The organism is uncultured Draconibacterium sp., assembly GCF_913063105.1.
Lineage (GTDB): Bacteria > Bacteroidota > Bacteroidia > Bacteroidales > Prolixibacteraceae > Draconibacterium.
This window is the reverse complement of record NZ_CAJXYQ010000005.1, coordinates 147,456-172,241: the sequence shown is the minus strand read 5'-3', so window position 1 is coordinate 172,241 and position 24,786 is coordinate 147,456. Positions and strand designations below refer to the sequence as shown.

Annotated in this window: 17 protein-coding genes; 4 read left to right on the top strand and 13 right to left on the bottom strand. The window is 41.0% G+C overall.

Annotated features, from left to right (window positions below; all coding sequences use genetic code 11):
- Positions 1 to 45 precede the first annotated feature (45 nt).
- Genes glpK through QZ574_RS06805 form a run of 4 tightly spaced genes read left to right on the top strand, consistent with a single transcriptional unit; the run spans position 46 to position 4,821 of the window.
- Positions 46 to 1,539, top strand: coding sequence for a glycerol kinase GlpK (gene glpK, locus QZ574_RS06820; RefSeq protein WP_297088145.1), 1,494 nt, complete (start codon positions 46 to 48; stop codon positions 1,537 to 1,539).
- Between the two features lie 37 nt (positions 1,540 to 1,576).
- Positions 1,577 to 2,989, top strand: a complete 1,413-nt coding sequence (locus QZ574_RS06815) for a hypothetical protein (protein ID WP_297088143.1) — start codon at positions 1,577 to 1,579, stop codon at positions 2,987 to 2,989.
- Between the two features lie 33 nt (positions 2,990 to 3,022).
- On the top strand, positions 3,023 to 3,868 hold the full coding sequence (locus QZ574_RS06810; RefSeq protein ID WP_297088141.1) for a transketolase: 846 nt from the start codon (positions 3,023 to 3,025) through the stop codon (positions 3,866 to 3,868).
- A 5-nt stretch (positions 3,869 to 3,873) separates the two neighbouring features.
- Positions 3,874 to 4,821, top strand: coding sequence for a transketolase C-terminal domain-containing protein (locus QZ574_RS06805; protein WP_297088139.1), 948 nt, complete (start codon positions 3,874 to 3,876; stop codon positions 4,819 to 4,821).
- A gap of 151 nt (positions 4,822 to 4,972) precedes the next feature.
- On the opposite strand, the gene QZ574_RS06800 is transcribed toward QZ574_RS06805, so the two are convergent.
- From QZ574_RS06800 to QZ574_RS06740, 13 genes are read right to left on the bottom strand one after another with little or no spacing between them, the layout of a single operon-like run.
- Positions 4,973 to 6,835 carry an exo-alpha-sialidase gene (locus QZ574_RS06800; protein WP_297088137.1) on the bottom strand — a complete coding sequence of 621 codons (1,863 nt, stop codon included), beginning with the start codon at positions 6,833 to 6,835 and terminating at the stop codon, positions 4,973 to 4,975.
- A 41-nt stretch (positions 6,836 to 6,876) separates the two neighbouring features.
- Positions 6,877 to 8,250, bottom strand: coding sequence for a glycoside hydrolase family 88 protein (locus QZ574_RS06795; RefSeq protein WP_297088136.1), 1,374 nt, complete (start codon positions 8,248 to 8,250; stop codon positions 6,877 to 6,879).
- 46 nt (positions 8,251 to 8,296) lie between these two features.
- Positions 8,297 to 9,709 (bottom strand): nucleoside hydrolase-like domain-containing protein, encoded by a 1,413-nt coding sequence (locus QZ574_RS06790; RefSeq protein ID WP_297088134.1) that lies wholly within the window; start codon positions 9,707 to 9,709, stop codon positions 8,297 to 8,299.
- On the bottom strand, positions 9,706 to 10,950 hold the full coding sequence (locus QZ574_RS06785; RefSeq protein ID WP_297088132.1) for a mandelate racemase/muconate lactonizing enzyme family protein: 1,245 nt from the start codon (positions 10,948 to 10,950) through the stop codon (positions 9,706 to 9,708). The genes QZ574_RS06790 and QZ574_RS06785 overlap by 4 nt, the downstream gene beginning before the upstream one ends.
- 51 nt (positions 10,951 to 11,001) lie before the next feature.
- Positions 11,002 to 12,444 carry a Gfo/Idh/MocA family oxidoreductase gene (locus QZ574_RS06780; protein ID WP_297088130.1) on the bottom strand — a complete coding sequence of 481 codons (1,443 nt, stop codon included), beginning with the start codon at positions 12,442 to 12,444 and terminating at the stop codon, positions 11,002 to 11,004.
- Positions 12,445 to 12,465: 21 nt separating this feature from the next.
- A complete protein-coding gene (locus QZ574_RS06775; protein WP_297088128.1) occupies positions 12,466 to 14,334 on the bottom strand; it encodes a hypothetical protein in 1,869 nt (622 codons plus the stop codon).
- A 42-nt stretch (positions 14,335 to 14,376) separates the two neighbouring features.
- Entirely contained in the window at positions 14,377 to 16,347 is a 1,971-nt protein-coding gene (locus QZ574_RS06770; RefSeq protein WP_297088127.1) for a DUF5060 domain-containing protein, read from the bottom strand.
- Positions 16,348 to 16,358: 11 nt separating this feature from the next.
- Positions 16,359 to 17,783, bottom strand: coding sequence for a DUF1593 domain-containing protein (locus tag QZ574_RS06765; protein WP_297088125.1), 1,425 nt, complete (start codon positions 17,781 to 17,783; stop codon positions 16,359 to 16,361).
- 14 nt (positions 17,784 to 17,797) lie between these two features.
- Positions 17,798 to 19,249, bottom strand: coding sequence for a DUF6298 domain-containing protein (locus QZ574_RS06760; RefSeq protein ID WP_297088123.1), 1,452 nt, complete (start codon positions 19,247 to 19,249; stop codon positions 17,798 to 17,800).
- Between the two features lie 3 nt (positions 19,250 to 19,252).
- The gene (locus QZ574_RS06755) at positions 19,253 to 20,584 is read right to left on the bottom strand and encodes a nucleoside hydrolase-like domain-containing protein (protein ID WP_297088121.1); all 1,332 of its coding nucleotides are present in this window, start codon (positions 20,582 to 20,584) and stop codon (positions 19,253 to 19,255) included.
- A gap of 23 nt (positions 20,585 to 20,607) precedes the next feature.
- Positions 20,608 to 21,837 carry a hypothetical protein gene (locus tag QZ574_RS06750; protein WP_297088119.1) on the bottom strand — a complete coding sequence of 410 codons (1,230 nt, stop codon included), beginning with the start codon at positions 21,835 to 21,837 and terminating at the stop codon, positions 20,608 to 20,610.
- Positions 21,838 to 21,866: 29 nt separating this feature from the next.
- Complete coding sequence (locus QZ574_RS06745) at positions 21,867 to 23,327, bottom strand: pectate lyase (RefSeq protein ID WP_297088117.1); 1,461 nt, start codon at positions 23,325 to 23,327, stop codon at positions 21,867 to 21,869.
- 53 nt (positions 23,328 to 23,380) lie between these two features.
- Positions 23,381 to 24,706, bottom strand: coding sequence for a DUF1593 domain-containing protein (locus tag QZ574_RS06740; protein ID WP_297088116.1), 1,326 nt, complete (start codon positions 24,704 to 24,706; stop codon positions 23,381 to 23,383).
- Positions 24,707 to 24,786 lie beyond the last annotated feature (80 nt).

Below are 24,786 nucleotides of genomic sequence, written 5' to 3'. Positions count from 1 at the left end.
TAATGTACTTTATATTTTAAGGTATACTACAATTTTAAAGCAACAATGACTCAGTTAAAAAAATATATAATTGCAATAGACCAAAGCACTTCAGCTTCAAAGGTAATGCTGTTTAACAAACAAACCGACCTGATTCACAGGGTTAGCATTGCCCACGAGCAGTTTTACCCTAAAAACGGTTACGTTGAACACAATGCTGAAGAAATATTTGCGAACGTAGTAACCGGACTTGAACGTTTGGTGGCTGAAACACAGGTAAAGGAAAGTGAAATAGCAGGATTGGCTATTACAAACCAGCGCGAAACAGCACTAATATGGGACAAAACAACCGGCAAACCGGTTTACAATGCTATTGTTTGGCAATGCCAGCGTGGAGCGCCATTCTGTAAAGAACTTAGCAAGCAAGGCTACGAAGAAACCGTTCGCAAAAAAACCGGTTTAATAATCGATCCTTACTTTTCGGCAAGCAAGCTTCGTTGGCTAATGAAAAACAACGAAAGTTTACAAAATAAAGCGCAAAAAGGGGAGTTAATGTGCGGCACCATGGACAGCTGGTTACTTTATAAATTAAGTGGAGGAAAAGTGCATGCAACCGACTACTCGAATGCCTGCCGTACCATGCTTTTTAATATAAAAACATTGCAATGGGACGATGAACTTATTACACTTTTCGGTCTCCATAAAAATATGTTCCCTGAGGTGAAATTCAGTGATGAAATTTTTGGATACACAGCCCCCGGAATGGTTTCTGAGATGCCGCTTCCCATTGCCGGATTACTTGGCGATTCGCATGCTGCCCTGTTCGGACAACGTTGTTTTGACCCCGGGATGGCAAAATCTACCTACGGAACAGGATCATCAATGATGATGAATATTGGCAGTACCGCAAACGATGCACCAGAAGGGCTGGTTACTTCAATCGGTTATGCCTGCAATAAAAGTGTTAAATATGTTTTTGAAGGCAACATCCATTGTACAGGCGACACCTTAAACTGGTTAAAAAACGAAGTACAGTTAATAAATACATCTGAAGAGATTGAACCACTGGCAACTTCAGTTAGCAATAACAATGGAGTATACCTGGTGCCTGCTTTTGTTGGGCTTGGAGCACCGTACTGGGACAACGAAGCCCGCGCCTGCCTCTCGGGAATGCCACGAAATACAACCAAAGCGCATATTGTGAGGGCAGCTGTTGAAAGCATTGCCTACCAGGTAAAAGATTTGGTAACTCTGATGGAAGAACAGGGTAATATTCCATTGAAGGAGCTCCGCGTTGACGGTGGACCAACCCGAAATAGTTTCCTCATGCAATTTCAATCCGATATACTTTCAAGAAAAGTGGCTGTTTCCGAAATAGAAGAAATTTCGGCATTGGGTTCAGCATTTATGGCCGGACTGGCAACTGGTTTTTGGAAAGATCTGGATGAGCTAAAAAGTTTAAGGAAAGAGGGTAAATCATTTTACTCAAAAATGGAGCAACCAATAAATGAAAAGCTTTACAAAGGCTGGAAGAAAGCTGTTGAACGAGCGCGCCTATAGAGCTAAGAAATTGAGCTAATAATTAAAACAAGATAAAATGAATAATAAAGAATCGTTTGGCGTAATTATCGCAACAAGGAACATTTTTAATTTTCAGCTGGCAGTTGATGCGCGTAAGAAAGTAATAGAGAAGCTAACTAAAATGGGATTCGGCACTGTAATTTTACCTGAAGACCAAACTCCAACGGGAAATATTGAGGGCTACGAAGATGCCATTAAATGTGCAAAATACTTTAAACAAAATGCCGATAAAATTGATGGGATAATTGTTGTTTTGCCAAACTTTGGCGATGAGCTTGGTGTTGTTAACACCATAAAAATGGCCGGTTTAAATGTTCCCGTTTTGGTTCAGGCCTGCGACGACGACAACGACAAAGTTGACGTAAAAAGCCGCCGCGATTCGTTCTGTGGAAAACTGTCGGTGTGCAACAATTTCTACCAGTATGGCATTAAATTTACCGATACCACCTACCACACCTATAGCCTCGACAGTGATACCTTTACAAAAGACATTTACAAATTTGCTGCCGTATGCCGTGTTGTAAAAGGATTAAAAGGCTTGCGCGTTGGTGCTATCGGCACACGCCCTATCGGTTTCCAAACCATGCGTTTTAGCGAAAAAATACTTCAGCAAAACGACATAACCGTAGTACCTGTTGATATGTCGGAGATTTTGGCTGCTGCCGAAAAAATCGATGAGAACGCAAAAGAAGTAATTGAAAAAGTGCAAGCCATTCAGGATTACGGAACCTGCCACATATTACACAAGAAACAAATTTTTAAGCAAGCGCGTTTTGGGTTGGCAGTTGAAAACTGGATTGAAGAAAACGATATCGACATTTCGGCACTGCAATGCTGGGAATCGATTGAAAAAAATTACGGCTGTGCAGCCTGTGTAACCATGAGTATGATGGGCGAAAAACTTATGCCATCGGCCTGCGAAGTTGACGTTGCCGGTACAATTGGCATGTATGCACTGGCATTGGCCGCTCAAAAACCATCGGCATTGCTCGATTGGAATAATAACTTCGGTGAAGACCGTGACAAATGTGTACTTACCCACTGCAGCAACTATCCAAAGTCGTTCTTCGAAAATGAAATTGAAATTGGCAGCCTTGATGTGTTGGGAACTGTTTTGGGTCAGGAAGATACTTTTGGAGCCGTTAAAGGCAAAGTTGCACCGGGTAAAATGACTTATTTCCGCATTTCTACCGACGACACAAATGGAACTATAAAATCGTACCTGGGAGAAGGACGAATTACCGACGACCCTTACGGTATGGATGGAGGAATTGCAGTTTGCGAAATTCCAAACCTGCAAAACCTGATGAAATACATGTGTAAAAATGGCTTCGAGCATCACGTAGGAATGGTTCGAAGCCACGTAGGCGACATTCTTGAAGAAGCAATTGGCAACTACCTGGGTTGGGAATTGTACAAACATCAGTAAGCCAACACAAACGTTCAAAGTTTAAGATTGAATATGATGCATTTTACAGATAAAGAACTTGAAATTAAATCAGCTCAGTATCGAAAAGCTCTGCTGAAATATATAAAATTGGCTAAAGCCGGACATACAGGAGGCAGCCTCTCGTGTACCGACATTTTAAACGTTTTATACAACGATGTGATGAATGTTGGCTCCGAGAATTTCTCAGATTGCAATCGCGACCGATTTATACAAAGTAAAGGCCACTCGGTTGAAGCCTTATATGTTGTTTTGGCTGACAAAGGTTTTTTCCCTGAAACCGACCTTGAAACGCTTTGTCAATACAAATCAAAATATATGGGGCATCCCACCCGAAAAGTTGCCGGCGTGGAGTTTAATACCGGGGCGTTGGGCCATGGTTTACCAATTAGTGCAGGCATTGCTTTAGCTGCAAAAAAAGACAAAGCCGCATACCGCGTATTTACGCTCCTGGGCGATGGTGAGCTGGCCGAAGGATCGAATTGGGAAGCAGCAATGATGGCAGCCCACTATAAACTTGATAACCTGATAGCCATTCTCGACCATAATGCGCTACAAATTACCGGCCCAAACCGCGAAGTTTGCAGCCCCTATCCTATTGCTGAGAAATGGGAAGCTTTTGGGTGGAAAGTTGTGGAAACCAACGGTAACAATATTGCAGAACTTCGCAAAACATTAAAAAAAATACCAGCAAAAAATGGCAAACCTACATTTGTTATTGCCAACACGATAAAAGGCAAGGGAGTAAGTTTTATGGAAAACGAAAAGAAATGGCACCATGGTGTTCCTTCTGACAATCAATACGATTTAGCCGTAAAAGAAATAGAAGCTGAATTGGAACAATTAACTGTGTTTAAGTAAATAAGATGGAAAAATTAAGTATGGGAAAGGCCAACCTTGAAGTATTTTCAGAAACCTTAAGCGAACTGGCCGTACAAAATAAAAATATTCTGGCTGTTACCAGCGACTCGCGAGGGTCTGGGAAATTGGTACCCTATGCCGAAAAACATCCTGAACAAATAGTTGAAGTGGGTATTGCTGAACAAAATCTTGTTGGAGTTTCAGCAGGACTGGCCTCTACAGGGAAAAGCGTTTTTGCTGTTTCGCCGGCTTGCTTTTTAACCGCACGATCTTTGGAGCAGGTAAAAAATGATGTAGCCTACTCTAACCAACCCGTTGCATTGGTTGGAATTAGCGCCGGGGTAAGCTACGGTGCATTGGGCTCAACACACCACTCAACGCACGATGTGGCCGTTTTACGAACGATGAATAACATAGACATTGTTATACCTGCCGATAACTTTGAAGCTCGTGAAGCTATAATTGCCGCAGCGGAAAGCAAAAAACCGGTTTATATTAAATTCGGGAAAAAAGCAATGCCCCACCTTCCTCGTATTAACAAAGAATTTAAAATAGGCAAAGCATCAACCATTTGCGAGGGTAACGATGTAAGCTTTATTGCTTGCGGCGAAACAGTACTTCCGGCATACGAAGCGGCCCAACTGCTGAATTCGAAAGGCATAAGTGCCGAAGTTATTAGCATGCATACGGTTAAACCACTCGATACAGCTGCAGTGCTTAAATCGGCTAAAAAATGCAAATGTATAGTTACCGTTGAAGAACACAGCATTGCCGGAGGCTTGGGTGAAGCAGTAGCAACAATACTGTTCTCCGAAAAAATATACAAACCTTTTAAATTGGTTGGCATACCCGATGAAGATACGATTGCCGGATCGCAGGGGGAAATTTTTAATCATTACGGCATAAATGCCGAAGGCCTTGCCCAAACTGCTGAAAAATTGCTTGCGAAATAAAAGGCATTGCTACTTTTACTTTTAACAAAGCTCGCCGGGATCAGAAAATGTAAGTTTACTTCTTTCTATCCCGGCGAGTTTTTTATAGCAAAATGTGCCTCAAATACATTTGGTATTTTTTTTACCCTGTGCAAACCTTTTCAAACAGGGACTATCGTTCTGTATAAAATTCTTTCAGGTAAAAAACAGCTTCCGGAACTCTTTCGTCGGCACCGGGTTCATCCCAGCCCGGTTTATACTTATCGCCACTTTTAAATTTCTGCACATCATCTGTTAAACGGTATTCTCCGGTGCGAAATTCTATGCGTTCAGGACTTCCTTCAGCCGCAAATTGAAAATCTTTAGCGAGCGTTTTTCCATTAATACTCACCTGGTACTTCTCATTTTCCGCATTAAACCACACATCAACACTTACCCATTGGCCAGCCTTTAACTCATAAAGTTCTGTTAAACTATTCTCGCCATTTTTAGCCAATAACTGCCCATTGGAGTCTAATTGCAATTGTATGCACCTTGCTCCATTGGCTGCTAGTAACTCAATAGCCAGCAGCTCAGGATTCGATTCAGTAAACAGTTGAAAGTGAATGGTATTTTCCGCTTTTCGGGCGAATACCCGCACCGCTTTTGCATAGTCGTATAGGTCGGCATCTTTTAAACAAAGAACATTTTCAGGATGACTTGGCGATTTACTGACCTCAACCGGGCACCAGCGTGGCGAGTAAATATTCCAATTGGCCACTACCCCTCCGGGAATCATTTCATTGAAATTATCGTTTACCGGCTGAGTCACCTCACCCTGCACGGGTACCGGAATTCGCGCAATCCACATGTCTTCTTTCGACACCGAGTAAACCACCCACATATCGTCTCCCGGAGGATTACCATTCCCCTCAACAATACCACGCATGTATTGTGGCCCGGGCCGCTTTTCCATTCCCCAGAAACGTTTAACCGGCACTTCAGTATGCACATTTAGCAGGTTATTAAAATGCAAGCCATCGTTACTTGTGGCAATACTTAAAGGATGACGGGCCATGCTGTTTGTTGGATTATAAACCAGGGCATACTGACCGTTATCTAAACGCTGGCCCCAGATTTTTGCACCACCATAGGTTAATGTATTGCATTGCACGGGTGCAGTCCATGTATTTCCATTATCGTTTGATGTGGTTACCCAACGACTTTTAAAAAATCCGACGATGGTACTATCCGGGAGGGTATAAAAGCAAAAGGCCTGCCCCGGTCGCTCCTTGCCATCAATTGGCGGTACACGAAAAAAATCTTTTCGATCCTCAGCCAGCCGATGCTCTTCCCACCACTGCATACGCCTCACTTTATCGTTTAAAAAGGCATTACAGGCCGCCACAAAACCACTATCAGCTGATTCTGTAAAAAACGGATACCTTAACTCCTTCTCCCAATTATCATTAATTCGGATAAAATATATTGGGCCGAACTCGCCGTTTTCATAAATTTCGCGTACCACACGACCTGCGCCAACACCATAATGTGCTCCGTAAAAACCCATTGTAAGCAAGCGTCCGTTTGGTGCTACATAAAAGCCCATGCGCTGGTGCATATACATAAAATTAATATTAGCATTGCTGTCGGCCGTATAATATATCGGAAATATCAGCTGTGGTTTATCCCAGTTTTTTCCATCGGCCGAAGAAGTTATTAACGTGGCTCCGGGCGCTATGTGTTCGCCGGTTGGATTGGCCAAGTAATGGCAATAAAATCGGTTGTTCCAATAGGCCAGGTTGGGTGCATGATTGTAAGTCCATCCCAAGCCATCCGATTTTTCGGGGTAGCTTCGGTTTGCTCTGAATATCTGGTAATTTTGCACACCAACAGCCGGACGCATTTGCCCATCGTGGTAGCCATTTATATAATCGCTGTTTGAGGTATGATCGGTTCCCACATATTTAACGGGTTCTTTTAAATCAATCTCTTGCCCCATTGCAAATACGACTATAACAAGGGCAAATAAAGTTACTGAAAGTTTTATTATCATTTTTAACTAACTTTTCCGGTTAGAGAAATAGTTCTATTTTATTATTCTTTCGGCCACTCGCTTTTTAACTTATAATGAAAGGTACTATTTCGCGAATTAATACGGGCCTTCTGCACCTCAATTTTTTCGTTTCGCAACAAACGAAGCATTTCTGCACCGGCATAAAGCACCGGACCGTAACCGTGTGTAGCATAAATGCTTTTTCCGCGGTGATAATAATACGTATTATCGTGGGCAAAAGTGGTGCCTTCGCAGGTACCATCAACTGCACCATTTTCCAAAACACGGGTAGTTATAGCATTCCACCCGGTTAAGGCAACCGGTCCATAAACATGGTTAATCCACCCTTCGTTTATTCCTTTTGCAACAGCGAAAGTAAACATGGCAGTACATGAAGTTTCAGTATAAGTATTGGTTTTATCGAGCATGTTATGCCAGAATCCGGAACCATCCTGAAGGGCTGCAATGCTGCGCACCATTGAACGATACAGGTGCAGGATTTCACCGCGGTCTTTATGATTTTCAGGCATCAGTTCAAGTAATTCAGCCATAGCCATTAAGGTCCAGCCATTGGCACGCCCCCAGTAAAAACGAGGGTCGTAATCGCCCGATGTTACACTCCAACCATGGTCGAATAATTCTTTTTCAGGAATATACAGCCTTTCAGCCATTTGAAGGATTTGCTTTGCTGCATCGTCGAAATACTTATTGTCGCCGGTAAGAACGCCCATGTTAGCCAGGAAGGGAACACTCATGTACAAATCATCAGCCCATATTGATTGATATTGTGGGCGGTGACGAGCCAGCGTTCCGTCGTCTAAGCGGAATTGATTTTTTGAAACATGTTCATCTACCCGATTGATCAGAGGTAAATAATCGTCATTTTTATCTTTCAGGTAAGTTTTAATCATTGCCGCACCAATTGAGCCACAATCATCCAGGGCATGGAAATTTGCCAGCCTGCTCCAACTTCCAACTTTTTCTTTATTAAATACTTTTGCATGCTCCTTAAAATAAGGTAAGTATTCTAATACCCAATCGTAAAATTTTGTATTGTTAGCGAAAAATTCCTCTTCGCCTGTTACGTCATCTATATATTCGAAAGCCGAAAGCACAACTCCATGTGTGTACGACCACTCACCTGCAAACCCGGGTGACATTAAGGCGTTTTTATTGGGTTTCGAAAAATCAGTTATATCCTTATTGGTTTCAACATCTATGATTCTGAAATCACAAGTAGATTCATAGTAGTCTCGAACACGGTTTAATACTTCTTTTACACCTTCAACATCGGGATATTCATACGGAACTTCATATACAGGTATTCGCCCCGGAATGTCTTGTGCCATTATTGACGAAGCAATCAATAAGGCTAACAGCACTAAAAACGTTTGTTTTTTCAGAAATTTACTCATAACTAATTGTTTAAATTATTTTTGATTTTTATATTTTCAATTGTATCTATTTAACTACATCGATAATAACCCGCTTATATCGAGTAAGGCTGGGAGTTCCATTATCAGTTACTGCCAATATAATGTGCATGGTTCCCGTTCCCGGAGCCATTACCCTGCTTGTTTTTACTTTTAACCAGGCCTTAGCTTTATCGCTATCTTCAATCTCATGTTTCACTCCGGTTTTGGAATTTGACATGCGGCGTGTACCCGGCTCCTCATAACAAAACCATTTAAACGACAATTCATCTCCATCGGGGTCGGTTGTAGCTGTTGCGCTTAAATCGACACGCTCTCCAGGTTTTGCTATAATGTATTCAGGATGATCGAGTTTTACCACAGGCGGGTGGTTTGCCTCGTTGTACGATTTGATAGTCCAATCCATACGTGCTGAAAAATCATTTTGATAAGCTTCACGCCAGCGCCAGATGGTTGCATGATTGGTGGTGTGCCATTCGCCATCGTTCCCTAAAACTTCATCCTGCACATTGGTCCATATCGGACGGGTTTCAGGTTCTAAAAACCACTTTTCGTTTTTGGGAGTGTACAGCTCGTAGCGTCCTCCCCAGCCACCCCAGTCGGGTCGTTCAGAATTATTTAAGCCATTATTAATTAAATAAAGAAAAGAAGGCGTGTCTCCTTCCATCATAAATTTCCAACGTGGATACCTTTCTCCCAAAGGGCCTTTACTTCTAACATGCTCGTCGAGCCACTCGTTTGTTACCAACGAAAAATCGGCACCACCAAAGCGCCCATGGAATTTATCGCCACCAATGGCAATCCAGGTAGCATGATGGAATCCTCCTCCAGCATTAACACCGGGAGTAACGATATAAAACAAATCAGGAAATTCTTTCCGAATCCAGGGACCTGTGTTATCCTGATCGGAAATAGCATAAATCCTAAGTTTGGATACAAACTTTGCCAGTTCATCCGGCGACCGTGTTTCACGGACTTTCCAAAGAGCCTGTGCCAAAACACTTGGACCTCCCCAAACATTAATCCACAATGGACGGTCATCCTTTTTGTCAACCGCCTTAATTATCAGTTCAGAACCGGGTGAGTCATTCCCCTCTCCTACCGATTCCATATTATCAAGTTCAATACTTTTTGAGATGACCGTTTTTAATTGGTCTTCGCCTGGATAACCGGTCTCATGCAATTCCAGGTTATCGCGAACTTTTCCGTAAGCCTCGACTATTTTTTCAATGTATTCGGGTTCAACCTCATTTCTACCCCCATGAGGTGTTGCAATCAGACCTTCAATATCGAAATGATTGGCATAGGTCATCAGCCGAACCATCGACATTTGGTCGTCGGGATCACCCCCAATGTCGGTTAAAACAATTAACCGGATTTTCTCTGAGGCACCAAGCGATGCCACAATAAATAACAGTATAATGGTTAATAAATGCTTCATTCTACAATTTTGTGTTTATTAATAAATCCTGGTTCAAAATCAATTCCTAAACCGGGATCGGTTGGAACTTTTACTTTTCCGTTTTCGGGTAACAAACTCGATGTTTTACACTCGAACGACATATCCTTGTTAAAAGGCGATTTAAACTCGTGGTATTTCCCTGCATTTGGAAGAGCCGAAACAAAATGCAACATGTAAACATACCCGATATTTGAAACATGCGGAGTATGTACTTTACCCAAAACATTTGCCATCCGGGCAACTTTCATCGAGCGTATCATTCCTCCAAAATAGAACATATCGGCTTGTAAAACCTGAATGGCGTCGTTTCCCAGCAACCATCGGAAGTTGCGCATGCTGCCTTCCTGTTCGCCTCCCGCAATGGGTACTTCTAGTGCATCAGCTACCTGTTTTGTTTCCTCATACCAATCGAAGGGCACAGGTTCTTCGTAAAAATCGAAATTGTGTTCTTCCATTATTTTACCAATTCGAATAGCTTCGTTTACATCATACGATCCATTCGAGTCGGCGGAAATTACCATATCATCGCCTAACGTTTTTCGAACCAAAGGAATTAGTTTTTCAGACCGCCCTTTTGGAAATTCAGGAGCACTCATTCGCCCTCCAACCTTAAATTTTACAGCTTCGGCTTTAGATACATCTAACTGTTTTAACAACTGATCCATTGTTTCTTCAGCAGAAATACCACGTTTACTGTTGGCTTGATAAAGTTTAATTTCAGGATTATGAATCTCACCAATAAGCTCTCCCATGGGTTTGCCTGCAATGCGACCCAGCAAGTCAAGAATAGCAAATTCAAGTGTAGCCACCGGAACCCATAACGCGGTACTTTGAAGTTTGTAATTGCTCTTATAAACGTAAACTTCATCCAGAAGCGCTTCCAAATTACGGGCATCCTTACCCAAAAAATATGGTTTTATCCTTTTTGTAAATATTGGATAAAAGGCATTCATGGAACTGTTACCAAATGAAAAACCTTCGGCTCCATCCTTCGAGCGAACACGGCACAGGAAGTTGTTTTTATATTCAAGTAAATCGATTGATTCGATGATTACAGCATCAGAGAACAATTTTGTTTTAAGAATCGGAAGCTTAACTACATTGTCAAGCTTTTTATATATTTCTTCAAAATTATCAGAATTGCATGAAGTAAAAGGAAGTGCCGTCGCTACTCCTCCAACTAAAGCTGTATTAATAAATTTTCTCCTGTTTACTTGCATGAAATCAAGGTAGATAATTGTTTTTTAGTTCGAATTATAAAAATAGCTGTTTTAAGATTTCTTCCATTTATTTACCTGCGGAATTAAATCAGTAAGTTCAGTAATTTGTACAGGCCTTTGTTCGTCGATACTTAGCCGGGCCGCAATTCCAATAAGTACAGCCATTGAGCCATCGCGGATATCGGATGCATGATGCAAGGCAGGGTCAATAACTTCACCCCTGAAAATTTCATCAAACATTAGCTTATCGCCTCCCCAATGTCCAGTCCGCACATACGGATATTCAATACGCTTATAATCTTCAAATACACGTTGCGATACTATTTCATGATACTTTAGCTCGGCCTTGGTATGAGACGACTGGTCCATTTCCTTTTCGTGTAAACTTGCCTGATCTTCCTGTATGTTATCAAGCCAGGGGATGCCCTCGCTTGTTTCGATACGGCCATCCTTTCCGTTAAATGCAAAGCGGAAACCTTCAAATGGAGAGTAAGTAGTTAACGAATAGCTAACCTGGACATTATTGGCATACTTAATTTGCACAGCCATCTTATCAAAAATATCGACTTCTTCACGCCACAAACAATTGTCGCGGATATACCCATCGTACTTTTCATTGGCAACATACAGGTCCATGTAGGTTTGGTTGGTAGTAATATCCCAGTAAAACCTGCATTTATCTTTATGCCCGCAATTCCTGCAGTTATCGCCTCTGAACGGATTGTTTGCACCATATCGTTCAAGGGCTCCATATGCATGTATCTCAACCGGGTCGGAACCAATAAACCAGTTCAGCAAATCAAAATGGTGTGCAGATTTATGAAGTAACAAAGTACCTCCCTTTTCACGTAAACCATGCCAACGGCGGAAATACGATGCACCATGGTAGGTATTCAGATACCAATTCAGGTCGATGGAAACAAGGTCGCCAATTTCATTTGTATGGATCATTTGTTTTAGTTTGGTAAACAACTTGCCATACCTGTAGTTAAAAGCATTGATAAGTTTGCCTTTCGACCGGCGCTGGGCATCAATTATTCCCTGGCATTTTTTTTCATCGGTTGTCATAGGTTTTTCAGTAACCACATCAATTCCTTTGTCCAGTGCTTTTACAATAAATTCATCGTGGGTTGAATCAACCGTTGTTACCATCAACAGGTCAATTTCAGTCTTTTCAAACATCTGGTCGAAGTTTGTAAATACAGGGCAATTAACACCAATATATTCCTTGGCGTAATTAAGCCTACCAGGGTTGATATCACATAAACCTACAAATTCCACAACGTCAGAATAATTATCATTCAGGAATTTCCCCCAAAAGCTAATACCCCTTATCCCGGTTCCTACCAGGGCTACTTTCTTTTTTCCACTTGCCTGTGACAATACCTTGCCAAATGCAGGAGAAACAATAACTGAACCTGCCATTGCTGCTCCTGTTGTTTTTACAAATCCTCGCCTTGTTACCATTTTATTTCTTTCAATATTATTATCCATATTTTTAGTTCATTTTGTAGTTTATTCAATGGGTTTAGAGGAAAATTCCCGTAAATAAAAAACAGCTTCCTGAGCTTGTTCGTCGGCACCGGGCTCATCCCACCCGGGAATGAATTTATCTCCACTTTTCCATTTTTGCACATCATCGGTAAGACGATATTCTCCTGTGCGAAAAATTATCCGCTCCGGGATACCATCGTTAGAAAGATCATATTTCCCGGCAACAAATTCTCCGTTCACGAAAAGGTCAAATGTCTTTTCCACGGCGTTAATGCCAAACTCAAACGATATCCATTTTCCGGAATTCAAAGCAAGAACATTAGAAAAACCATTTGTTCCATTTTTAGCTTTCAGGATTCCATCTACATCGATTTTGGTTTGCACACAGCGGTTACCATTTGCCGACACTATTTCTACAGCAAGCATTTCAGGGTTGGCTTCGATAAACAGCTGAAATTCGATTTTTAATCTATTCGACTTTTGAAAAACCCGAACTGCTTTGGCATAATCGTAAGGATCAAAATCTTTGATCATCAAAACATTTTCGGGACTTGTTGGAGACTTACTTATTTCAACCGGGCACCACTTTGGTGAATAAATATTCCAATTTGTAACCGATCCTCCCACTTCCATTTTATCAAATTCGTCGACTACAGGACCGTTTACTTCTCCCTTAACCGGAACCGGAACTCTTGAAATCCAAATATCCTCTTTATTTACCGAATAAACCACATATAGATCATCGCCTGGGGGGTTACCATTTCCTTCAATAATACCTCTTATATATTGAGGCCCGGGTCGCTTTTCAGCCCCCCAGAATCGTTTTGGAGGCACCTCGCTATGTACATTTAACAAGTTATCATACTGAATTCCATTATCGCTGGTAGCAATACTTAGGGGATGACGTGCCATACTGTTTGTGGGATTATAAACCAGTGCATAACGTTTGTTATCCAGTTTTTGCCCCCAAATTTTTGCTCCTTTGTATGTTAATGAATTGCATTGTACCGGTTGTGTCCAGGTATCTCCATTATCGGTTGATGTGGTCACCCAGCGTCCTTTGAAAAATCCAACCAGAGTTTTATCGGGTAAGGTGTAATAACAAAAAGCCTGACCCGGCTGATCCTTCCCATCAATGGCAGGAACGCGGAAGAACTCCTTACGATCTTCTGCCAAACGGTGTTCTTCCCACCATTGCATACGCTTCACTTTATCGTTTAGAAATGCATCGCATGCAGCAACAAAACCTTGATCTTTTGAATCAGAATAAATAGGATATTTTACTTCTCCTTCCCAATTGTCGTTAACCCTGATAAAATATATTGGTCCAAATTCGTTGTTCTCATAAATTTCCCGCACCACTCTTCCTATTCCATAACCGGAATGACTACCATAAAACCCCATGGTTAACAAGCGTCCGTTGGGAGCCACATAGAAACCCATACGCTGGTGCATAAAAAAGAAGTTTATGGATGCGTCATCATTAGCCGTAAAATATATTGGGAATGCAAGTTTTGGTTTTTCCCAGGTCATTCCATCTTTTGATGAGCTAATTAATGTTGCTCCCGGAGCAATATGTTCGCCGGTTGGATTGGATAAGTAATGGCAGTAAAACTGATTGTTCCAATAAGCAAGGTTTGGTGCATGGTTATACGTCCAGCCCAAACCATCAGATTTTTCAGGATAGCTTCGGTTTGCACGCAAAATCTGGTAATTCTGAACCCCGATAGCAGGCTGCATTTGCCCGTCATGATAGCCTTCTTTATAATCACTGTTCGAGATTTGGTCTTTACCAATATATTTAACCGGTTCATTCGGATTAATTATTTGTCCTTGTGCAAGGTCAAACAATATTAAAAAGCCTGTAATCAACCAATAATACGCTTTCATAAGAACACTTTTTCTATTAAATTTTCCTATACCTTCTGTATGCTAAAACTTTATACGCTTAAAAATAGCCAGCCAGTCTTCATTTTCCACAGGAGGTATTAATTCAATAAAACCACCTCCACTTACTGTTTTTTCTGTTTTTATTTTACCACCTTCGCGTGGATTAAACCAGGCAACACTAAACATACCCGGTACATTTTGAAGATTTAAAATGGCTTTTTCACCTTCAGGGGAATAAACCAAATACACTTCGCTTGTTTTTGCAAGGCAATATACATCGTTGTTGTGTGAATAGTTGCCGACCAACTCATCGGCATTTTTCATATCCCAAAAAGGAATTTTTTCGTTTTTGAAAAATTCCAAAGCAATCCGACAGTAATCCCATGTAAGGTCACGGCTGCGAAAATCTTCAGCAACCAGGTCGTTTTCAACAAGCTTATAACCAAAGTAGTACTCAACGCCTGCACCTCCAGCCATCAGGTTTCCCCATAGCGTATATTTTCTGATTCCATTTAAATCGTACGATTCATATCCTTCTTCGAAAGTAGTTCCTTCGAAACCTTTATACCCCGGGTCTGGTGGCACACCTGTCCTTGCCGACCCCTGCTCATCGTTGGCAACAACCCATGGTTTGCCCGATTGCGCTGAAGCTTTTACCCAATGCAGAGTTCGTTCATGGGCAACATTCCACATATTCTGAAGAGATGCACCTGTTAGTTCTGATCCGTTTCCGATAAGCGGTTCGTAAAGCCGCTGTTGCATATTTGGATATGAATGTGCAACTATGTTATGATTATACGGATCGGTATCATGAATGTACTTTGCCATTGCTCTTTGTTCTTCAGAAGTTTGGGTGTTCTCTTCTCCCAAATTCCAGTTAAGGGCAAGGTTATGGCCATAGCGTGCAATTAATTCGCGTAAATACAATTTACGTTCAGGGCCAGTGGCACCGCCATCCAAAGCTTCAGGAACAGCGGGAGAACCGTCAGCAGGTTTATCACGGTCAATGATCATTTGCCCATCGCGTTTCCGGTTGTCGTCTATTTCGGTTTCCTGTAGTTTGAAATGCAGGTGCAGGCCCTGTTTCTGGGCATGGGAAAATACAATTCCCCACTGGTCTAATTTCGAGCAGTCATAATGGAATTTATCATCCCTTTCAACAAAAGGCCAGACATTGTCGCCATCGCCACCGGCATTGTACGGCATAAACGACATGGTATTAATTCCTTTCCCGGCCAGGTAGTTTAGGGCTCCAATCATTCCTTTGCCCTTATTTTCTTTCCAAACCGGATCGCCATTATTCCAGTCTTTGATATGAGGTTCATAGGTTTTCATTGGCGATTTTTCCTCTTTCAAAGCATGGGTATTGTCAAAATCAGCGTAAGCTAAAAATGTTTCCGGCGAATCAGGCCCTGCTTTCAAAAAATATTCACCCGTTCCAATAAATTGCAGATGATGTTTTCCTACGTATTGCAGCCTTCCTTTTCCTCGGAAATCACGCCCTGATTTATCTGTTGGCCCAATTTTAAAAGTACCTTTTACTCCATCGAAAGGAGCAATGCTTTCACCGGGCAGATCAGAAACTGCAACACTTGCTCCTTTTTTAAAGGAGATTAAATATGACCAGGTACCGGTTCTGTCGGGTGATAAATGAGCCCTCCAAACATTTCCTGACTCAGCACCCGATTCGGCTGCATTTCCATCGGCAGCAAAATAACCGGGAACCACATATTTTGGTGAACCGGATTCATGTTCGAACGTCACTTCAAAACAATAATCAGTAAAAGGATTTGGATCAACACCGGTTTCATTGGCAAAAGGACCGGAAAGATCGATTGTTACTTTATGCCATTGTTTGAGTTCACCTGAAACGGACACACTTCCATCTCCATCTGAATTACGTTTTTTCCCTGTTTGAATTGCGGAAATATCTGTAACAAAAAACAGAACAATCATTAAAGCAACTGCCTTTTGTAGAAAGAATTTATAATTGATTTTAAAATTTAAGTTCATAGTAGAAATATTTATTGGATTTTGTAAACAAAACGTTTGTAAGCGGTTAATGCCGGAGTCCCGTTATCTGCAACTTCAAGAATGATATGGATAACCTTTCCCGGTTCATCTGGGACTACAAAACCAGCTTTGTCGGCTGATTCATTATTTGTTATTCTTAGTTCATTTTCAATGGTACTTGCATCGGTATAATTCCACCATTTGTAGCTTAATTTATCTCCATCAGGATCGAATGACTTTGCTTTAAGTTTTATTTTCTCACCTGGTTTAACATGCTGAATTATTTCGCCTTTTACTTTTACTTCAGGTGAGTGGTTTGCTTCTTCAAAATCTTTAACACACCAATCCATTCGGGCTGCAAAATCATTCTGAAAAGTCGGACGCCAGCGATATACAGAAGCCCGTCCATTGTTATCATCACCAACTTTATCGGCAGCATCCTGCCAGAATTTCCCGTTAAAGGCATAACGCCCTCCCCATCCCCCAAACCCGGGATGTTCAGGAATATTCAAACCATTGGGATAGAAGTAAAACCAGGAAGGTGTATCGCCTTCTTTTAAAGCTCCATGAGGATTCTTGTTGGTATTGGTTTTTGGTGGATAATACTCACCAAGATATCCATGATTTGTCCGAATATTTTCGTTTATCCAATCGAGTGTGGTAAGTGACTGATCGCCGCCATAAAACATTCCGCGATAACATGATTCCCACTTGTCGCCGTTCGGGTCGTGGTCGAGGATAAAAAACAGGTTTGGAAAATTTTCCCTTATCCATGGTCCGGTATCATCCTGGTCGCTAATAGCGTGAACACGAATTTTACTGATAAATTGTTCAACTTCTGCCGGTGTTCGTTCTTCCCGTACCTTTAAAAGAGCCTGGGCAAGGTCGGCAGTCCCTCCCCACACACAAATATCTACCGGACGTGGGTCATCGCGATCAACAATATCAATAATAAAATCAGAACCTTCCGTATCCTGCCCGGAACCGATCCATTGCATGGGATCTCCTTTTGGAGCACTTAAGGTCATTTGAATCCCTACTTTCCCTCGTTTAACAACATCATGCAATGACTTTGCAGTTGGATATCCCAATTCGTGTTTCTCCAGATTTGAACGGACTTTTTCATATCGATCGAGTATATGGTGCAAAAGTTTCATTTGACTTTCTGCAGTCATCTGACCATGCCGCCCGTTGTGTGTATCTTTCCACCACAACTCGGTAATGAATCCTTCAATCTGAAATTTATTAGCATAAACCAACAGCCGGATTAAGGATTGTTCATCGTCGGGGTCGTCACCGATATCGGTCAATATAAGAAGCCGCGGTAAATTACTTTTATCCAGCTCAGTTTTTTCGGTTTTACCATTTGAAAGGCTGGTTATGCAAACCAGTACAAGAATAACTGCGAATGTTTTTATTAGGATTGATTTATTCATGCGCACATTTGTTTCTATTCAACTATTTCTAAAAATGCCACACACTGCCTGTTCGATGGTGTTTCCAAGGTGATCAATCCACGGTAGCCCCAGTCGTTTTTACCACCTTCCCATTGTACTTCCACAGTTTCCGGTTCCGACCATTTTAACGAATTAATGTCGAGCCATTGCAGTTTTAGTTTATCGGCATAAACCCACGGATCGAGATCGATTTTGTATCGCCCCTGTGGAAAGTAAATGGCATACTGATGACCGATATTTGCGGTAGCATATGCCTCCATCATTGATGGGACAGAAACACGTGGAGAAAGCAGATCGTTGTGTGGTGCACAATTAAAAATATCCAATTTCTCCAGCAACATATCCATTGCTTTTAAGTTGGTTTGAACACGTTCGTTTACGCCCGACCCCCACAATTTTGTTGGAACAGAAGGGCGGTGAAAACGCGCAGATGCACAACCGCCAAAAATATTCCGCCAGAATCGGTCGATGGCTTCAGTTTCCGTTCCTGCAGAGTAGTTTGTACTTCCGTCTGATGCTCCATACATTTTTACATTGTTCATTGGTATCGGTCCGAACGATGCAATTTTCTGACGAAGGAACATTAGATAATCCCAATGTGCCGGTCCTCTGGCTCCTTTTGAATCCTGGTTGTTTTGTGAAATATCAACAAAATCGAAAATATCGCCTTTCGACATTACATGGCGGACTGCATTCACAGCCGACAACTGCATGTTGGTAACAGCCACTTCTTTGCCTGCATTTTTAGCGGCATTTTTAACATGAGCTGCCCAGAAATTTTCCCATGCTTCGCTTTCGCTGCTTTCATTGTTAATATTATAAAGTACATTGTCGTATTTTAAACTAATCGATAACAGTTTATCAATAAATTTTAATTGATATGTCATTTCATCCTGTGCATTTCTGTCAACAGTTGAATAAAAATCCTCTCGTCCTTTCCAGCTACCGGATTCCATATTTACGTTACAGACTGGATTCCATGGGTGTCTTTTCCAACGACTACTGCTACTAATGTCAAAATGATCCCAAAGCGTTAACTGTACGATTATGTTTCTTTTGCTGGTTTCCTCCAGGAAAAAGGTTAACCTGTCCCAATATTCATCGTTCCATTGGTTTAGATCGTACTTACCATCACCTATCTTTTTAAATGCATACACATTGCCTTCATCTCTGTCTGACATGGAATTACGAACGTAATTTCCTGTTGCCGATTGTAATAAATCGAGGTGATCTGTTAACTGCTCGCCAGTCCATTGAAAAAGGTTGTCATCATCGCTTCCGCCTTTCAAAACCACAGGTTTGTCGTGATATTCCCAATACCAGGGATTTTCGCTGTAAACTTTTATTCCCTGATATTCATCCTTTGGGTTGTGCTGTGCGAAAGAACTTTTTAGCTGAAAGCTTAATAATACAAGAAAAACAATTAAGAACTTTAGTGTTTTCATAAGTTACGGATTTACAGTGATTACAAAACGTTGGTAGGCATTTAATGAAGGTTGACCGTTATCGGTTACCTGAAGTATAAAATGGATGGTTGAGGTTTTTTCAACTTTTGGAGCAATAAAACTTATACTTTTTGATGAAGCGTCTTTTAAATCAATTTCGCCATCATAAGTTCCTGCATGACCATATTGCCACCATTTATGATCGACCTTGTCGCCATCAGGATCGGTAATGCTTTTGGCAGTTAATGTTACTTTCTCTCCCGAATTTACGGTTTGGTCTATATCTCCTTTAATTTTGATTGTTGGCTTATGGTTAGCGTCCGCAAAATTTTCAGCTACGCACCAGTCCATCCGAGCTTCAAAATCATTATTTACCTGTTCAATCCACATCCTTAACGACTTTTTATTATCGCCATCATCTACTGCATCTTTGTACACATTTTCAAACAAATCTGTTTTTTCAAATCTACCACCCCAGCCACCAAACTCCGGGGCTTCGTAGTTTCTTAGACCATTAAAAAGCGAGTAAAAGAATGCGGGACTATCACCTTCGCTCACATAATCTTGCGGATATAAAGCACCAAGCGAACCGTGGTTGTTTTTCACATTATTTTCGATAAAATCATAGGTGTTTTTTTGACTTCGGTAGTTCCAGGTACCGGCAAAGCTTCCGCAGTAAATCATGGTTACATCAGGATGATAATTCTCGATATAATTTCCCGCTCCATCCTGGTACCAAATGTTGTACATTACCACTTTTGAAACGGCTCTTTTATAGTCATCTGGGTATTCAGTTTTCAATTTATAAAATGCACGAGCGGCAGTATTTCCTCCGCCCCAGGCCTGTATATGAACTGGTGCCGGATTATCTTCCAGCAGTACTTCTACAATTTTATCGGAGCCCGGTGTATCTTCCCAATTATCCGGTTTCATCAATATATCTCCCCCGGGAATTAATTCCCATCGTTTTTCGCGCAGGTCTTTTACCCGTTCATACACTTCATCGCCAACCGAACTAACACTTCGCAGGTATTCTGCAGTTGGGTAGTCCGGATTGTGTTTTATCAGATTTAGGTACACCTTTTCATAGGCATTCAGTTGCTTTTCGTACCAATCCTCATTGCTGTGTCCGTGGCGCTGAAAAATCGAATTGGTTTCGATAATAGCACACACCTCCACATCGCAGGTATAAAGTAAAAAACGTATCATGGAACTATGGTCGTCCACTTCACCGTCGGTCATTACAATAACGCGTGGTTTCTGTTGTTGTGTGTGGTTACATGCCGATGTTAAGACTGCGCTACCAAGTAGAAATAATACAATTAACTTTTTCATATTTATTTTTAAGACTGATACTTCTATAATCTTTGATTTACGACGTTATTATAAATGGAACCAAACTGATACCGGATTCCGATATCGCCTGATAATTCAAAGGAAGTAGGTAATTTTCTTACATCCAGTAATAGCTCCTCATCACTCAAATCGCTTGCAGGCAAATAGAGTTGGTTATTTATTTTTTCGGCCTCGAGACCAAATTCAAAGAAGAGTCCCCTTGCCACTTTGAACGACAGTTCTACACCAGATTCCAAGGCATAGTATTTTGGATTAGACAAATAATGCCCCGCTTCAAGGTTGACTTCAATTTCACCCCATTTTTCAACTTTATCAAGCTCAATTTTTAGGGAATGAGAAAAAAGATTTTCCGATGTTTTTTCGAAAATTGTAGGTTCGAAATAGTTATAATAAGAAGGGCCAATATAATAGCCGATGGTTAAAATATGTCTGTCTACCATTTTCCAGGGATAAATATTGTATTCAATTGCCGCTTGAAACGCTGCATTAAATTCAATATTGCGATATGTATTCTGCTGCCCCTCAACAAAACAGCCCACCGACCAATGCGAAGATAAACTATAGACTGTGCGCGATTCCATTTCATGCTCCTGGTTATAGGCATGAATGGTGTATGTTTCCAAATCCTTATTTTTTTCAATAGACGTTTCCTCGCGCGAAAAAGTATATTGGTTTCTTATTCTCCACTTTTCGGTAATCCGGTTGGCTTCAAAAAAGGTTTCATATTCATAATTCTTCCTTCTTTCTTCTGCATTAAAACCTCCATTTAATCCAATATTAAATACCCAGTTATTCCAGTAATCATGGTTTTCAGTACTAACCGGATTTTGACTATCTGCAATATAACCATTTGTATTAACATTAACCGTGTAGAACAATTGCTTCTCGTTGGAACACACAAGTAGCCCTGATTTCAGGCACTCGGTTAATTTGTATCGTATATCATCTCTCGAATCCTGAAAATTTGTGATACAATTCAACTCAAATTCATCGATTGAATTAATGGTATTCGAGTTAAATAAAATGTAATAATGTTTACCTCCGCTGCCCGTGCTTTTCCGGGTAACAATTACGTGTACATCGCTGGAATAAGCATCGTTAATAAAATCAACAAAGCTTATGTTATTGCGGATGTAGTTAAAATCAGTAACATTCCCTTCCACAAATACTTTTAGTTTTGAAGACACCGTACAATGCCCCCTGAAACTAATCAATATTAATAATGCAAACACTAATATTTCTATTTTTCTGATCATTCTGATTATAGGATATTATTCAGGTATTTCTCCAGCATGGTATAACCATCTGTTGCTACAATGTTTCTATCTGAAGCGTTTTCAGGGTCAAGCCCATTTTCCTTTTCCCAATTATCGGGCATTCCGTCATGGTCGCTATCTATAGGCGCCGGAAGCGATTTTAATTCTGGCCATCCGCCTACGTCGTCCTGCGTGTCAATAATTCCACATTTTTTTAAAGGATCGGTTACTTTTCGAACTTTTGAATGCGTTTCGTAAGTGGCTCCTTCATATGTTGCGTACCCATTTTTAACTTCATCAACAATACGATTATCCACAGCATCGCGATTGGGGAGGCTTGCACCTGCATGCTTAAGTACCGAGGCATAAGCATCATCTGGTGTTTGCTGGTTGATTGGCATTGCGGGCCATGGCTCATCCAACTTAAAACCTTCAAGAAACTCGCTTCCTTTGGGTTGAACTCCGCCTAACCAGTTATTCTTCGACACCCATGAATTTCCTTCAATTGCATTTTCTGCAATGTACCATTTACCATAATCCTTTTCCTGATTTCTGGAAGATGGAGAAACAATACGATGTGCAATTTCTCCCGGTACAGTTGCAGGTCCGGCTTTCTGGTAATTTCCAACCATATTAATATTACTGAAAGTAAATTTATCGCTGTTAAGCTGAACAGTTTCTGCCCCATAACAACTCTGGTAACCCCAATTGTATAATACATTATTCCGGTAGTCGGTATTTCCGCATCCCGATGCAAAACGTGGATTACGGCTCGAATGGTGGGCAATCAGGTTGTGATGGTAGGAGCCATAATCTGAGCCCCAAATTCCGCCATAACCATGGGCACTGCCTTTGGTATGGTTTGATTCAAAAAGGCTTTCGGTAATCATACACCACTGAACAGTTACATTTTTGCAGTGGTAAATCGAAAGTGTTTCATCGATGCTCCAGCTTGCCGAAACATGGTCGAGAATAATATTATTGGTGTAACGGCTCGATATTGCATCTTCCGCACCTCCAGATTCATCGCCAAGCCGAACCCTTATATACCTGATAATAACCTCATCAGCACTGATTTTAAGTGGATACCTTTTTAGCGTAATACCATCTCCTGGTGCTGTTTGACCGGCAATAGTGATGTATGGATTTTTAATCTCCAGATTGCTTTTCAGGTCAATTGTCCCTGAAATCCTGAAGACAACAGTCCGTGGTCCTTTAGCCTCAACGGCAGCTCTCAAGCTTCCTTTTCCACTGTCGTTAAGGTTTGTAACTTCATATACAACGCCGCCTCTGCCGCCTTTGGTAAACTTTCCGTAACCTTCAGCAGTAGGGAAAGCCAATTGTTGAGAATAAACCTGAGAACAAAACAAAAATCCAAAACAGAAAATGCTATAAATATACTTTTGTAATTTCGCAAAAGTGGCATCAACAATTAAACCTTTTAATATGAAAAAAATATTGCTCATAAAAACTATTTAAATCTTATTTACCAAAAGAATACTTAACACAAACGCTGAGTCTATTTATTATTAACAACTTGACAGCGTTCCATCTTTTTTGCAAAATCAGTCAAAAAATCTACCCTCCACTTGCTTACTGTTTTCGCACCAATACGATTCCCTTCTGCTAACTCAGGATCAGGATCATCTGTCCACCAGTTTGGATACTTTTCGGAGGGTTGTTTTGCAAAACCTGAAGGTGTTATAAGTGCTGTAATTCCACCAGTTACCCCATCTAACACAGGAACATTACTGCTAATTTTAAAGCTAAAATATTTATCACTCTTGGGGCAAAAGCGAAACCTTACAGAATCATCTTCTAAAAAATGACCTTTCAACAATTGATTCTCAACCTGAAGAAGTGCATCCGGATTTTCAGGTAAATTTTTACCCACTGGAAGTACAATTTCAAGAATTGAAAATTCCTGAACGCTATCTGTTTTATCGGGCATACGTGTAAAATGATAATAAGCGCGTTCCCAAGTACGAACAAATTGACCACCCCATCCGGGTTCTGATGGATTTTCAGGATCTCCTTTAAGTAACCAGGCTAAGGATGGAGTATCACCCATTTTTAACTTGCCTCCCAATTGAGACATAAAAAAAGTTCCAAGTGCTCCTTTATCTTTAATGTATTTTTTCGTGAAACCTGTATTACTCCATTCCCCCGATTGATTACCTCCGGTAAACCATCCTCTGTAGGTAGCATTTGATTCGATTATCCATAGATTGGGATGATGTTCAGCGATGTATAGATAGGCATCTGGCCCCCACTTTTTATTGGGACCGCCAATCCAATGCACCCTCAGTTTAGGTAATATATCAGGTGCATCATGAAGTGCTTGAGCTACATCTTCTAGTCCTCCCCAAACAAGCACATATAGTGGACGGGGATCATCACGTCGGGCACACTGAATAATCCATTCACTACCATCTGAAGAATCATCATATCCCTTATAACCGGCAACTTCCACCCCTCCCTGTTTTGTAATTATTCGCAGCGAATCAGCTGTTGGATACTTTTCAGAATAACTTACCAGACTTGGATAATCTTTCTCGTATTCATTAATTACTTCATGAATATTCTCCACTCTTCCCGCACCCTTAGGAGATGCTATTATCCCTTCTATATCAAGCACATCGGCATAAAGAAGTAAATGTACCATAGATTGGAAGTCGTCAGGATCGTTTCCTCCAATATCAGACGTAACAATTACACGATAAGGCTTTTGAATATTCGTATCTGTTGCTGTATCACTTTTTTGTTTTGAACCGCAGGCACTAAAAAAAAGGACTGACAGGATAAGACCTGTTAGTATTTTGTATGATTTCTCAATTATGTGCATGATATTGTTGGATAAATTATTTTAGAATTTCCAGTCTAATTTTTATCACGTTTTTTTATAATTATTCACCTTTTCCCGAA

Bases quoted from the DNA above. Each gene is read 5' to 3' on its own strand.
- glpK (WP_297088145.1), top strand. From the start codon at position 46: ATGACTCAGTTAAAAAAATATATAATTGCAATAGACCAAAGCACTTCA.
- QZ574_RS06815 (WP_297088143.1), top strand. From the start codon at position 1,577: ATGAATAATAAAGAATCGTTTGGCGTAATTATCGCAACAAGGAACATT.
- QZ574_RS06810 (WP_297088141.1), top strand. From the start codon at position 3,023: ATGATGCATTTTACAGATAAAGAACTTGAAATTAAATCAGCTCAGTAT.
- QZ574_RS06805 (WP_297088139.1), top strand. From the start codon at position 3,874: ATGGAAAAATTAAGTATGGGAAAGGCCAACCTTGAAGTATTTTCAGAA.
- QZ574_RS06800 (WP_297088137.1), bottom strand. From the start codon at position 6,835: ATGATAATAAAACTTTCAGTAACTTTATTTGCCCTTGTTATAGTCGTA.
- QZ574_RS06795 (WP_297088136.1), bottom strand. From the start codon at position 8,250: ATGAGTAAATTTCTGAAAAAACAAACGTTTTTAGTGCTGTTAGCCTTA.
- QZ574_RS06790 (WP_297088134.1), bottom strand. From the start codon at position 9,709: ATGAAGCATTTATTAACCATTATACTGTTATTTATTGTGGCATCGCTT.
- QZ574_RS06785 (WP_297088132.1), bottom strand. From the start codon at position 10,950: ATGCAAGTAAACAGGAGAAAATTTATTAATACAGCTTTAGTTGGAGGA.
- QZ574_RS06780 (WP_297088130.1), bottom strand. From the start codon at position 12,444: ATGGATAATAATATTGAAAGAAATAAAATGGTAACAAGGCGAGGATTT.
- QZ574_RS06775 (WP_297088128.1), bottom strand. From the start codon at position 14,334: ATGAAAGCGTATTATTGGTTGATTACAGGCTTTTTAATATTGTTTGAC.
- QZ574_RS06770 (WP_297088127.1), bottom strand. From the start codon at position 16,347: ATGAACTTAAATTTTAAAATCAATTATAAATTCTTTCTACAAAAGGCA.
- QZ574_RS06765 (WP_297088125.1), bottom strand. From the start codon at position 17,783: ATGAATAAATCAATCCTAATAAAAACATTCGCAGTTATTCTTGTACTG.
- QZ574_RS06760 (WP_297088123.1), bottom strand. From the start codon at position 19,249: ATGAAAACACTAAAGTTCTTAATTGTTTTTCTTGTATTATTAAGCTTT.
- QZ574_RS06755 (WP_297088121.1), bottom strand. From the start codon at position 20,584: ATGAAAAAGTTAATTGTATTATTTCTACTTGGTAGCGCAGTCTTAACA.
- QZ574_RS06745 (WP_297088117.1), bottom strand. From the start codon at position 23,327: ATGAGCAATATTTTTTTCATATTAAAAGGTTTAATTGTTGATGCCACT.
- QZ574_RS06740 (WP_297088116.1), bottom strand. From the start codon at position 24,706: ATGCACATAATTGAGAAATCATACAAAATACTAACAGGTCTTATCCTG.